Origin of the sequence: Rhodococcus sp. X156, from assembly GCF_004006015.1 — a bacterium.
Lineage (GTDB): Bacteria > Actinomycetota > Actinomycetes > Mycobacteriales > Mycobacteriaceae > X156.
This window is the reverse complement of record NZ_CP034766.1, coordinates 3,293,519-3,304,942: the sequence shown is the minus strand read 5'-3', so window position 1 is coordinate 3,304,942 and position 11,424 is coordinate 3,293,519. Positions and strand designations below refer to the sequence as shown.

General features: G+C 72.6%; 12 protein-coding genes. 8 read left to right on the top strand and 4 right to left on the bottom strand.

The features are described from left to right. The first annotated feature begins 25 nt into the window (after window positions 1-25). Both ELX43_RS15580 and ELX43_RS15575 read left to right on the top strand, forming a co-directional pair. Window positions 26-901, top strand: a complete 876-nt coding sequence (locus ELX43_RS15580) for an aldo/keto reductase family oxidoreductase (RefSeq protein WP_127784208.1) — start codon at window positions 26-28, stop codon at window positions 899-901. Further along, window positions 898-1,680 carry a DUF6226 family protein gene (locus ELX43_RS15575; protein ID WP_206518038.1) on the top strand — a complete coding sequence of 261 codons (783 nt, stop codon included), beginning with the start codon at window positions 898-900 and terminating at the stop codon, window positions 1,678-1,680. The genes ELX43_RS15580 and ELX43_RS15575 overlap by 4 nt, the downstream gene beginning before the upstream one ends. Before the next feature lie 10 nt (window positions 1,681-1,690). Here the strand turns inward: ELX43_RS15575 and ELX43_RS15570 are convergent, their stop codons facing one another. After that, entirely contained in the window at window positions 1,691-2,719 is a 1,029-nt protein-coding gene (locus ELX43_RS15570; protein WP_127784207.1) for a GntG family PLP-dependent aldolase, read from the bottom strand. Window positions 2,720-2,788: 69 nt separating this feature from the next. On the opposite strand from ELX43_RS15570, the gene purB reads away from it, so the two are divergent. Next, window positions 2,789-4,213, top strand: coding sequence for an adenylosuccinate lyase (gene purB / locus ELX43_RS15565; protein WP_127784206.1), 1,425 nt, complete (start codon window positions 2,789-2,791; stop codon window positions 4,211-4,213). A gap of 16 nt (window positions 4,214-4,229) precedes the next feature. On the opposite strand, the gene ELX43_RS15560 is transcribed toward purB, so the two are convergent. Continuing rightward, complete coding sequence (locus ELX43_RS15560) at window positions 4,230-4,658, bottom strand: MarR family transcriptional regulator (protein ID WP_127784205.1); 429 nt, start codon at window positions 4,656-4,658, stop codon at window positions 4,230-4,232. An 88-nt stretch (window positions 4,659-4,746) separates the two neighbouring features. Between ELX43_RS15560 and ELX43_RS15555 the strand changes: the two genes are divergently transcribed. The 3 genes from ELX43_RS15555 (at window position 4,747) to ELX43_RS15545 (ending at window position 8,279) form a co-directional block, all read left to right on the top strand. Further along, complete coding sequence (locus ELX43_RS15555; protein ID WP_127784204.1) at window positions 4,747-6,609, top strand: ABC transporter ATP-binding protein; 1,863 nt, start codon at window positions 4,747-4,749, stop codon at window positions 6,607-6,609. Window positions 6,610-6,620: 11 nt separating this feature from the next. After that, entirely contained in the window at window positions 6,621-7,508 is an 888-nt protein-coding gene (locus ELX43_RS15550) for a phosphoribosylaminoimidazolesuccinocarboxamide synthase (protein ID WP_127784203.1), read from the top strand. Between the two features lie 66 nt (window positions 7,509-7,574). Further along, complete coding sequence (locus ELX43_RS15545; RefSeq protein ID WP_241249221.1) at window positions 7,575-8,279, top strand: DUF2334 domain-containing protein; 705 nt, start codon at window positions 7,575-7,577, stop codon at window positions 8,277-8,279. On the opposite strand, the gene ELX43_RS15540 is transcribed toward ELX43_RS15545, so the two are convergent. Together ELX43_RS15540 and ELX43_RS15535 are read right to left on the bottom strand one after the other, a co-directional pair. Then, window positions 8,276-8,914 (bottom strand): MBL fold metallo-hydrolase, encoded by a 639-nt coding sequence (locus ELX43_RS15540; protein ID WP_127784202.1) that lies wholly within the window; start codon window positions 8,912-8,914, stop codon window positions 8,276-8,278. The genes ELX43_RS15545 and ELX43_RS15540 overlap by 4 nt on opposite strands. Continuing rightward, window positions 8,915-10,138, bottom strand: a complete 1,224-nt coding sequence (locus tag ELX43_RS15535) for an alpha/beta fold hydrolase (RefSeq protein ID WP_241249219.1) — start codon at window positions 10,136-10,138, stop codon at window positions 8,915-8,917. It abuts the gene before it with no gap. A 338-nt stretch (window positions 10,139-10,476) separates the two neighbouring features. On the opposite strand from ELX43_RS15535, the gene purS reads away from it, so the two are divergent. Continuing rightward, window positions 10,477-10,716, top strand: a complete 240-nt coding sequence (gene purS / locus ELX43_RS15530) for a phosphoribosylformylglycinamidine synthase subunit PurS (RefSeq protein WP_127784200.1) — start codon at window positions 10,477-10,479, stop codon at window positions 10,714-10,716. After that, entirely contained in the window at window positions 10,713-11,393 is a 681-nt protein-coding gene (purQ, locus tag ELX43_RS15525) for a phosphoribosylformylglycinamidine synthase subunit PurQ (RefSeq protein ID WP_127784199.1), read from the top strand. Before purS ends, purQ begins: the two co-directional genes overlap by 4 nt. Window positions 11,394-11,424: the final 31 nt, after the last annotated feature.

Sequence of the window (11,424 nt, the reverse complement as noted above, 5' to 3'; positions counted from 1 at the left end):
ATGCGACGACACGAAGGAAGCACGAATGAGCGCACTCTCCACGTCACTGCCCGGCAGCACCTGGGACCTGGGCGACCTGACCGTCTCCCGCTTCGGCTACGGCGCGATGCAGCTGGCGGGCCCCTGGGTCATGGGGCCGCCCGCCGACCGGGTCGGCGCGATCGCGGTCCTGCGCGAGGCCGTCGACCTCGGAATCACCCACATCGACACCAGCGACGCCTACGGACCGCGCACCACCAACCACCTGATCCGCGAAGCACTGCACCCCTATCCGGAGTCGCTGCACCTCGTGACCAAGGTCGGCGCGCAGCGCGACGAGCAGGGCGGATGGCCGACGGCGCGGCAGCCAGACCAGCTGCGTCGTCAGGTCGAGGAGAACCTGGAGTCGCTCGGAATCGAGGCACTGGACCTGGTGAACCTCCGGCTCGGCGACGCCACGGGACCTCAGCCGGGCTCGATCGCCGACGCGTTCCAGGCGCTCGTCGAGCTCCAGCGGCAGGGCGTCATCCGCCACCTCGGGGTGAGCAACGCGACCGCCGAGCAGGTGCGTGAGGCTCAGGGCATCGCGCCGATCGTGTGCGTGCAGAACCGGTACAACCTCGCGCACCGCGAGGACGACGAGCTGATCGACCGGCTCGCCGCCGAGGGCATCGCCTACGTGCCGTTCTTCCCGCTCGGCGGGTTCAGCCCGCTCCAGTCGTCCGCGCTCTCCGCGGTCGCCACCCGGCTGGACGCCACTTCGATGTCGGTGGCCCTGGCGTGGCTGCTGCACAGGTCGCCGAGCATCTTGCTGATCCCGGGCACCTCGTCGGTCGCGCACCTGCGCGAGAACGTCGCCGGCGCCGGACTGGTGCTGTCCGACGTGGACCTCGCTGAGCTGGACGAGATCGCCGGCGAGTGACCCCGCTTGGCTCCGCCGCGCTCAGCAACCGCTCGCGCTGTGGATCACCTCTGGACAATGACCGGCTTCGCCCAGCCAAACTGATCGGCGATCTCACCCCGGAGTCGCGCCGGCGAGGAAAGGATGACGAGGTGACCTCCTATGTGCGCCCGTCGATCGACACACCGGTGTTCCGCGACGCCGACGGTCAGATCATCGACTACGGGAACCGGTGGCACGGGTCGCCACCGGAGCAGACCTACTCGATTGACTCGCATCCGGAGCGGTTCGCACCGCTGCACGTAGTCGCTGACGCCCTCATCGCACATCTGCGTGACGCCTACGACGTTGAAGTCACTGAGGGCGAGGTGACGGCGGCGGAGCTGCTTCGCCCGGCCCCTGAAGCTGCACGTGCAGTACGGATTCGACCGAATGACCCGGCGTGCGCCGCGGCGACGATCGTGTTCACCGCGTACCCCGGCATCATCATGAATGCCGGCTTGCTGCACGACTTCCACTACCCGGCTTGTGGCTGCGACGCCTGCGACGCGAGCTGGGAGGGGGAAGCCGACCAGCTCGAGCGGCAAGTGCTCGCGGTCGTCACCGGGCACTACCGGGAGGGCATCGAACGAGGACTTCGCCCCTGGGTCGAGTACGCGTTCACCTACCCCGACGGCACGAGCTCGGGGAGATCTCGCGCGCAAGATCTCCCCACGGAGCGCGTCAAAGCGGCGAAGCCAGTCCTTCGCCACCTCGCGAACGGGTGGGCAGCCTGGCCCCACGCAGCTTCAGGTCCTTGATCAACACGGTCTAGCGCGCCGCGGAAAGCCCGGCCACGCGCCGCACCGCCTCGGTGACGTCGGCGGCGGACACGTCGCGGTGGGTGATGAACCGGACCCGGCCGGCCAGCGGGAGCGAGCGCACCCCCACCTGCTCCAGCTGGGCCACCGTGGCCGCGGGGTCGGGGGAGTCGGCGAGCACGATGTTGGTCTGCGGCACGTCCACCGTCCAGCCCAGCTCGCGCAGCCCGTCGGCCAGGGCCACGGCGTTGGCGTGGTCGATGGCCAGCTCCTCCACCCGGTCCAGCGCCAGCATCCCGGCCGCGGCCAGCACCCCGCCCTGGCGCACCCCGCCCCCGAGCATCTTGCGCACCCGCCGGGCCTCGGCGATGCGCGCCGACGTGGAGGCCAGCACCGAGCCCACCGGGGCGCCCAGGCCCTTGCTCAGGCACACCTGCACGGTGTCGGTGCCCGCGGTGAGCGCGGTCAGCGGCACGTCCAGCGCCACCGCGGCGTGCCACAGCCGGGCACCGTCGAGGTGCACGGCCAGGCCGCGCTCGGCCGCCGCGGCCACCAGGGCGCGGTGCTCGGCGGGCGGGGTGACCGCGCCGCCGGCGAAGTTGTGGGTGTTCTCCAGGCACAGCAGAGTGGTGTTCAGCGTGTAGTACGGGCCCTCGCCGCCGATGGCCTGGCGCACCGCGTCCGCCGACGGGCGTCCCGGGCCGGCGTCGTGGGGCAGCGGGTCGGGCATGCCGCCGGCCAGCCACGCAGCAGTGCCCAGCTCGGAGCCGAGCACGTGCGCAGCGGCAGGGGCCAGGAAGCGGTCACCGCGGCGCAGGTGCAGCATCAGCGCGATGAGGTTGCCCATCGTGCCGCTGGGCGTCCACAGCGCGTCCTCGCAGCTGAGCAGGTCGGCCACCCGCTCCTCCAGGGCCCGCATGGTGGGGTCGCGGTCGAGGACGTCGTCGCCCACCTCGGCGGTGGCCATGGCGGTGCGCATCTTCTCGTCCGGCACGGTCACGGTGTCGGAGCGCAGGTCGATCGGGTGGGGATTCGTCACCGGTCCACACAACCGCTCCCGGCACGAGCACGCAAGTCGCCAGGTGCCCGCCGACTAGGCTCACCCCCCGTGAGCACACCCATCCCGAACGTCCTGGCCTCCCGCTACGCAAGCCCCGCGCTGGCCGCGCTGTGGTCGCCCGCCCACAAGGTGGTGCTGGAGCGCCAGCTGTGGATCGCGGTGCTCAAGGCGCAGGCCGAGCTGGGCGTGGACGTGCCGGCCGAGGCGATCGCCGACTACGAGCGCGTGGTCGACGACGTGGACCTGGCCTCCATCGCCGAGCGCGAGCGGGTCACCCGGCACGACGTCAAGGCCCGCATCGAGGAGTTCAACGACCTCGCCGGCCACGAGCACGTGCACAAGGGCATGACCAGCCGGGACCTCACCGAGAACGTCGAGCAGCTGCAGGTGCTGCGCTCGATGCAGCACGTGCACGGCCACGGCGTGGCCGTCGCCGCCCGGCTGGCCGAGCGGGCCACCGAGTACTCGCAGGTGGTGATGGCCGGGCGCAGCCACAACGTCGCCGCCCAGGCCACCACGCTGGGCAAGCGCTTCGCCTCCGCCGCCGACGAGCTGCTGCTGGCGCTCACCCGGCTGGCGGAGCTGATCGCGCGGTACCCGCTGCGCGGCATCAAGGGCCCCATGGGCACCGCCCAGGACATGCTCGACCTGCTCGACGGTGACGCCGGCAAGCTCGCCCAGCTGGAGGCCAAGGTCGCCGAGCACCTGGGGTTCGCCCACGTGCTGCACAGCGTCGGCCAGGTGTACCCCCGCTCGCTGGACCACGACGTGCTCTCCGCCCTGGTGCAGGTGGGTGCCGCCCCGTCGTCGCTGGCCCACACCATCCGGCTGATGGCAGGCCACGAGCTGGTCACCGAGGGCTTCCAGCCCGGCCAGGTGGGCTCCTCGGCCATGCCGCACAAGATGAACACCCGCTCCTGCGAGCGGGTCAACGGCCTGCAGGTGGTGCTGCGCGGCTACGCCTCGATGGCCGCCGAGCTGGCCGGCGCGCAGTGGAACGAGGGCGACGTGTTCTGCTCCGTGGTGCGCCGGGTCGCGCTGCCGGACGCCTTCTTTGCCATCGACGGCCAGATGGAGACCTTCCTGACGGTGCTGGCCGAGTTCGGCGCCTACCCGGCCGTGATCGAGAAGGAGCTCACCCGCTACCTGCCGTTCCTGGCCACCACCCGGGTGCTGATGGCCGCGGTGCGCGCCGGGGTGGGGCGCGAGACCGCGCACGAGGCCATCAAGGAGCACGCGGTGGCCGTGGCGCTGGCCATGCGGGAGCAGGGCAAGGAGCCGGACCTGCTGGACCGGTTGGCCGCCGACGACCGCCTGCCGCTGGACCGTTCCGCGCTGGAGGCGGCGCTGGCCGACAAGAGCGCCTTCATCGGTGCCGCCGACGCCCAGGTCAGCGCGGTCGTCGCCGCGGTGCAGCAGCTTGTCGACGCCCACCCCGAGGCGGCCGGCTACGCGCCCGGCGCGATCCTGTAGCCGCCGGGGGCGGGGGTCACCGGTCGTCGGTCAGGGCGCTGAGGATGCGGTGCAGCTCGGCGCGGTCGCGCGCGCCGAGCGAGGCGAAGAACTCCGCGGCCTGAGCATCGCGGGCCGCGGCCATCTCGCCGACCAGGCGTCGGCCCTTGTCGGTGAGGCGGACGCACACCGCGCGCCGGTCCGCCCCGTCGGCGACCCGCTCCACGAGGTCGCGCTCCTGCAGGCGGTCCACCACCTCCGTCGCCGAGCGCGGAGCGATGCGCAGCGCCTTGGCGACGTCGCCGAGCCGCGGCTGTCCCGCGTCCGCGCCGTCGATGGCCCGCAGCGCGCGGAACTCGTGCGGCGAGAGCTCCCAAGGCTCGAGCGCGGTGGACCAGCCGCGGCGCAGCGCACGGGAGGCGGCCATCACCAGGTCGCGGAGCTGCTCGCCCGATGCCTCCGTCATGGTCAGCGAGCCTACCTCATTTGACAAGTACCTCATGTTGAGGGAACCTCAGCATAGTTGCCCCGACACTGGAGAGGGGTGGTGACACATGACGGCTCCACCCTTCGGTGGGCGCGGCGGGGGTCGTGGCGGCCCCCGCAAGCTTGATCCCGCCGACCGTGCCCAGCTGCAGGACTCCCCGGTGAGCCTGCGCCGGATCGGCTCGCTGTTCGCGCCCTACCGCTGGCAGGTCGCGGCGGTGATGGCGTTGATCGTGGTGGCGTCCACGGTCGCCCTGGCCACCCCGTTCCTGGTGCGCGAGGTGATCGACCGCGCGATTCCCGAGCAGGACGTGCCGCTGCTGGTGTGGGCGGTGGTCGGCATGCTCGTGGTCACGGTGGTGAGCGCGGTGCTGGGCGTGGTGCAGACGTGGATCTCCACCACCGTCGGCCAGCGCGTGATGCACAACCTGCGCACCAGCGTGTTCTCCCACCTGCAGCGCCAGTCGCTGAGCTTCTTCACCCGCACCCGCGGCGGTGAGGTGCAGTCCCGGCTCACCAACGACATCGGTGGCATGCAGACGGTGGTCACCTCCACCGCGACGTCGATCGCCTCGAACGTGACCACGGTGGTGGGCACCGTGGTGGCGATGGCCGTGCTGAGCTGGCGGCTGTCGCTGCTGTCCCTGGTGGTGCTGCCGCCGGCGATCTGGCTCACCCGTCGGGTGGCCCTGATGCGCCGGGCCATCACCGCCCAGCGCCAGCGCGCGCTGGCGGACATGCAGACCCAGATCGACGAGAGCCTGTCCATCAGCGGGGTGCAGCTGGGCAAGACCCTGGGCGCCGGCCCGGTCATGTCCGACCGCTTCGCCGCCACCTCGCACCTGCTGGTCGACCTCGAGGTCCGCTCGCAGCTGTCCGGACGCTGGCGGATGGCCACGATGAGCATCATCTTCTCGGCCATCCCGGCACTGCTGTACCTCGCGGCCGGGCTGCCGGCCACCTCCGGCGGCATGACCATCGGCACGCTGGTCGCCTTCACCGGGCTGCAGAGCACGCTGTTCCGGCCGCTGATGAGCCTGCTCGACGTCGGCGTCTCGGTGACCAGCTCGCTGGCCCTGTTCAGCCGCATCTTCGAGTACCTGGACCTGCCGGTGGACATCGCCGATCCCGAGCACCCGGTGCCCATGCCGAAGGAGGAGGTGGCCGGCGCCGTCCGCTTCGTCGACGTGGGCTTCCGCTACGAGGGCTCCCACCGCGACGCCCTCACCGGCGTCACCATCGAGGTGCCCCCCGGGTCGGCGCTGGCCCTGGTGGGGGAGACCGGCTCCGGCAAGACCACGCTGGCCTCGCTGGTGGCACGGCTGCACGACCCCACCACCGGCCAGGTCACCCTGGACGGGGTGGACCTGCGCGACATCCGGCTCGCCGAGCTCTCCGAGCTGGTGGGCGTGGTCTCGCAGGAGACCTACCTGCTGCACGCGACGATCCGGGAGAACCTGCGCCACGCCCGCCCGGGGGCCACCGACGCCGAGATCGAGGCGGCGGCGCGAGCCGCGCAGGTGCACGAGCTGATCTCCTCGCTGCCCGACGGCTACGACACCGTGGTCGGGGCCCGCGGGCACCGCTTCTCCGGCGGGGAGAAGCAGCGCATCGCCATCGCCCGCACCTTGTTGCGCGACCCGCGGGTGCTGGTGCTGGACGAGGCCACCAGTGCCCTGGACAACGAGACCGAGCGCGCCGTGCAGGCGGCGCTGGACGTGGTCAGCCGTGGACGCACCACCATCACCATCGCGCACCGCCTCTCCACGGTCCGCGACGCCGACCAGATCGTGGTGCTCGACCACGGCCGCGCCGTGGAGCGCGGCACGCACGAGCAGCTGCGCGCCCTCGGCGGGCGCTACGCCACGCTGCTCGCCCGGGGCGGCGAGGTCCGCCCCGCGGTCGACGGGCAACCGACGCTCGCCCGATAGGCTCGATCATCGTGCGCCCCTCCCTCGCTGACTACACCCACGTCGCCGCCGGCAAGGTGCGTGATCTCTACGCCATCGACGACGATCACCTGCTGCTGGTGGCCTCCGACCGGATCTCGGCCTACGACCACGTGCTGCCCACGCCGATCCCGGACAAGGGCCGGGTGCTCACCGCGATGAGCGTGTTCTTCTTCGGGCTGCTGGGCGGGGCGAACCACCTGGCCGGCGAGCCCGACGACCAGCGCATCCCCGCCGAGCTGCTGGGCCGGGCGCTGGTGGTGCGCCGGCTGGACATGGTGCCGGTGGAGTGCGTGGTCCGCGGCTACCTCACCGGCTCCGGCCTGGCCGACTACCGGGCGAGCGGGTCGGTGTGCGGGGTGACGCTGCCGGCGGGCCTGGGCGAGGCCAGCCAGCTGCCGGAGCCGATCTTCACCCCGGCCACCAAGGCGGTGATGGGGGAGCACGACGAGAACGTGGACTTCGCGACGGTGGCGGCGCAGGTGGGTGTTGAGCTGGCCGAGCAGCTGCGCACCGCCACGCTGGACATCTACTCCCGGGCCGCCGCGCACGCCGCCGAGCGTGGCGTGATCCTGGCCGACACCAAGCTGGAGTTCGGCCGCGACGCCGAGGGCAGGCTGGTGCTGGGCGACGAGGTGCTCACCCCGGACTCCTCCCGCTTCTGGCCGGCCGAGGGCTTCACCGAGGGGCGGGTGCAGCCCAGCTTCGACAAGCAGTACGTCCGCGACTGGCTGACCGGCCCGGACTCCGGCTGGGACCGCCACGGTGACGACGCCCCGCCGCCGCTGCCTGCGGAGGTGGCGGCCGCGACCCGCCAGCGGTACGTGGAGGCCTACGAGCGCATCTCCGGGCTGTCCTTCGCCGACTGGCTGGGCCGCTAGCGACAGTTCACCCAGCGTGCGCCGCGGCCACGCCTGGAGTTCACCTCCACCGGGTGTGCTGGGCAGGTGGCTTCCGTGATCGTGTCGCTGTCCGGGGTCCGCGCCGAGACCCTCGGGCCGGCGCGGGCCTTCGCCGCTGAGCTCGACCGCCGGGCCGTGCCGTTGTCGCTGCTGGTGGCCCCGCGGCGCAAGAGCGGCTACCGGCTGACCGCCGACGCCGTGGCCCAGCACTGGCTGCGCCACCGCCGCGAGCAGGGGGACGCCGTCGTGCTGCACGGCTACGACCAGGCGGCCGTCCGCAAGCGTCGCGCCGAGTTCGCCGTCCTGGCCCAGCACGAGGCCCTGCTGCGCCTGACCGCCGCCGACCGGGTGCTCGAGCAGGTGGGGCTGCGCACCCGGCTGTTCGTCCCGCCGCAGTGGACGATCTCCGCCGGTGCCCTGGCCGCGCTGCCGCAGGCGGGCTTCCGGCTCTGCGCCGACCGCGGCGCGGTCCGTGCGCTGCCTGCCGGCCCCACCACCTGGTCCCGGGTGCTCGGCGTGGGTGGCGGCACCACCACCGAGCCGTGGCGCTGCCGGGCGCTGGTGCTGGCCGCGGACCGGACCGCCCGGCGCGGCGGAGTGCTGCGGCTGGCGGCCAAGGCGGCTCAGCTCGACAGCTCGGGGCCGCGGCAGGCTCTGCTGGACGCGCTGGACCTGGCCCTGCACCACGGCGCGGACCCCGTCACCTACGCCACGTGCACCCCCGGGGCGGCCCGCAGCGGGGCGGCCTAGACCTCGCTGGCCACGCCGTGCTCGAGCACCCGCAGCTCGGTGTGCTCCGGGCGCAGCTGCTCCAGCAGTCGGTAGTGCATCTCGGGCTTGGCCAGCACGGCCTGGTGGATGGGGACGGCGACCTCCGGCGACACCGCCCGCAGGTAGTCCACGGCCTCGGCGATCTTCAGCCACGGGGCGCCGGCCGGCAGCGCCAGCACCGCCACCGGCTCCTCGGGCACGTGGAAGGAGTCACCGGGGTGCAGCAGGTGGTTGGGCTGCGCCGCGGTGCCGAACAGGTAGGCCACGTTCTCGATCACCGGGACGTCCGGGTGGATCACCGCGTGCGTGCCGCCCTCCACCCGCACTCGCACCGGTCCCACCGTGAACCGCTCGCCCGGGCTCACCGGCGTCCAGGGGTCACCCAGCTTGGTGGCGGTCATGTAGTCGGCCACCAGCCGCGCACCCGGGTTGTTGCCCAGCAGCTGCGGCAGGGCGTCCACGTCCACGTGGTCCGGGTGCTGGTGGGTGACCAGCACCGCGTCCAGTCCGGTCAGCTCGGCGAAGCCGGTGGCGAAGGTGCCTGGGTCGATGAGGATGCGGACGCCCTCAGCCTCCAGGAGCAGGCAGGAGTGCCCGAGGTGGGTGAGCTGCATCTAGGACTCCTTCTCCCACCGGCCGGGCTTGTCCTGGCCGTCCTTCCACTGGCGCAGCACGCGGTCGGCCGGGACGTGGCGGCGACCGGTGGCGAGGAAGCTGCGCGTCAGCCGCATGGTCAGCTCCGGCAGCTCGAACTGCGGCACGTGCCCGCAGTCGGGGATCACCACCGACTCCGCATCGGGCAGGGCCTCGGTGACGTGGCGAGCGAAGCTGGCCGGCACCAACCGGTCCGCGGCGCCCCAGATGAACAGCGCCGGCGGCTCCAGGTGCGGCAGCCGATCCCAGAACCCGGACTCCCCGAACGGCTCGTCGGTGTAGATGTTGAGCATCGCCGAGAGCGCGGCGCGCCGGTGGGACGGGTCCTTCATGGCGATGAGGAACTCGTCGATGGCGGCGTCGTACCAGGTGGAGGGCAACCGGCTGGGGTCGGCGAACATGGCCTTGAGCCCGGTGACCAGCGCGGGCCGGGGCGGGCCGAACGGCATCCGGGCCATCAGCATGGGCAGCCGCTTGGCCACTGGGGCCAGCTGGCGGAAGCGGCGGAACGCGGGCGCGGGACACAGCAGCACCAGCCGGTCCACCGCGTCGGGGTCGCGCAGCGCCAGCTCCAGGGCCAGCCGCCCGCCCAGGGAGTTGCCGATCACCACGGCGCCGCGGGCGTCGACGGCGTCCAGGAACGAGCGCAGCCAGCGGTGCATCTGCTCGGCGGTGTACTTCCACGGCGGCGCCTCGGACGCGCCGAAGCCGGGGGTGTCCGGGGAGATCACCCGGTGGTCCTTGGCCAGGTCGGCGAGCACCGGCAGCATCGAGGCGTTGGTGGCGCCCAGGCCGTGCAGCAGCACCACCGGGCGGCCGTCGGCCGGTCCGGCCTCCAGGTAGGCGGTGCGCACGCCGTAGGCGCTGACCTCCCGGGAGTGCGCCCGGGTGGGCAGGTGGGCCTCCGGGGCGAAGGCGCCGCCCACCTGCAGCACCGTGTTCAGGCTGCCGCGGGCCACCAGGTCCCCGGTCAGGAACGCCTCCACGCCGCTGCGCCGGCCCATCAGCAGGTCGGCGAGGGTGGCGGCGTCGGTGCGGATGCAGCAGGTGGGACGTGCGATCGCGCCCACCACCAGGCTGACCTCGCCGTGCTTGATGTAGAGGGTCCAGCGGCCGCGCCCGGCGATGTCCAGGACCACCGTCACCAGGGGACGGCGGGCGAGCACCGATCGGGTGAGATCCATGGGGAGGTGGTTGCGCAACACCGTGGATGGATCGATGCTCTCCCGTAACGGTGACATCGTGCTCGTGCTCCTGTCGCGTCGCGGAAAGTTGTTGCCCAGACCAACAACCCGAAAACTATCGGACCGAGCCGAGTTCGGCTGATCAAGCAGTCCCGTGCCCGGATGACCAGTGGGGGAAGACAACACGTCCGGCGAACCTGCCGGCGCAGCGACCTTTCGCAGTGCGTGGCCAGTGGGCCGTCCCTGCGGGGCGGTCTGGCCCTGGCGACGAGAGGCGTCCTCCGGCCCTGCCAGTAGGCTCACCCTCGTCAACACCGATTCTAACCAGGGAGCGCCGCGTGGCCCGAGTAGTCGTGGACGTCATGCCGAAGGCCGAGATCCTCGACCCCCAGGGTCAGGCCATCGCTGGGGCGCTGCCGCGGCTGGGCTTCACCGGGGTCGCTGACGTCCGCCAGGGCAAGCGCTTCGAGCTGGAGGTCGCCGACGACGTCGACGACGCCGCGCTGGCGCAGATCGCGCAGACCCTGCTGTGCAACACCGTGATCGAGGACTGGACCGTGCGGAGGGTGCAGGAGTGAGCGCGCGCATCGGAGTCATCACCTTCCCGGGGACGCTGGACGACGTCGACGCCGCCCGCGCCGTGCGCCTGTCCGGCGCGGAGCCGGTCAGCCTGTGGCACGGCGACGCTGACCTGCGCGGAGTCGACGCGGTGATCGTGCCGGGTGGCTTCTCCTACGGCGACTACCTGCGTGCCGGAGCCATCGCCCGCTTCGCGCCGGTGATGACCGAGGTGGTGCGCGCCGCGGGCGCCGGCCTGCCGGTGCTGGGCATCTGCAACGGCTTCCAGGTGCTCTGCGAGGCCGGGCTGCTGCCCGGGGCGCTCACCCGCAACGACGGCCTGCACTTCCTGTGCCGCGACCAGTGGCTGCGGGTGGAGTCCACCAGCACCGCCTGGAGCTCGCGCTACGAGGCCGGCGCAGAGATCCTGGTGCCGCTGAAGTCCGGCGAGGGCCGCTACGTGGCCGCCGAGGACACCCTGGACGAGCTGGAGGGTGAGGGCCGCGTGGTCTTCCGCTACGTCGGCGACAACCCCAACGGGTCGATGCGCGCCATCGCCGGCATCTCCTCGGCCGACGGCCGGGTGGTGGGGCTGATGCCGCACCCCGAGCACGCCACCGAGAAGCTCACCGGTCCCACCGACGACGGCCTGGGCATCTTCCTGTCCGTGCTGGACGGCGTGCTCGCCAGCGCGTGAGCACCGCGGGGCCCGCTCGTCGGGCCCCGTC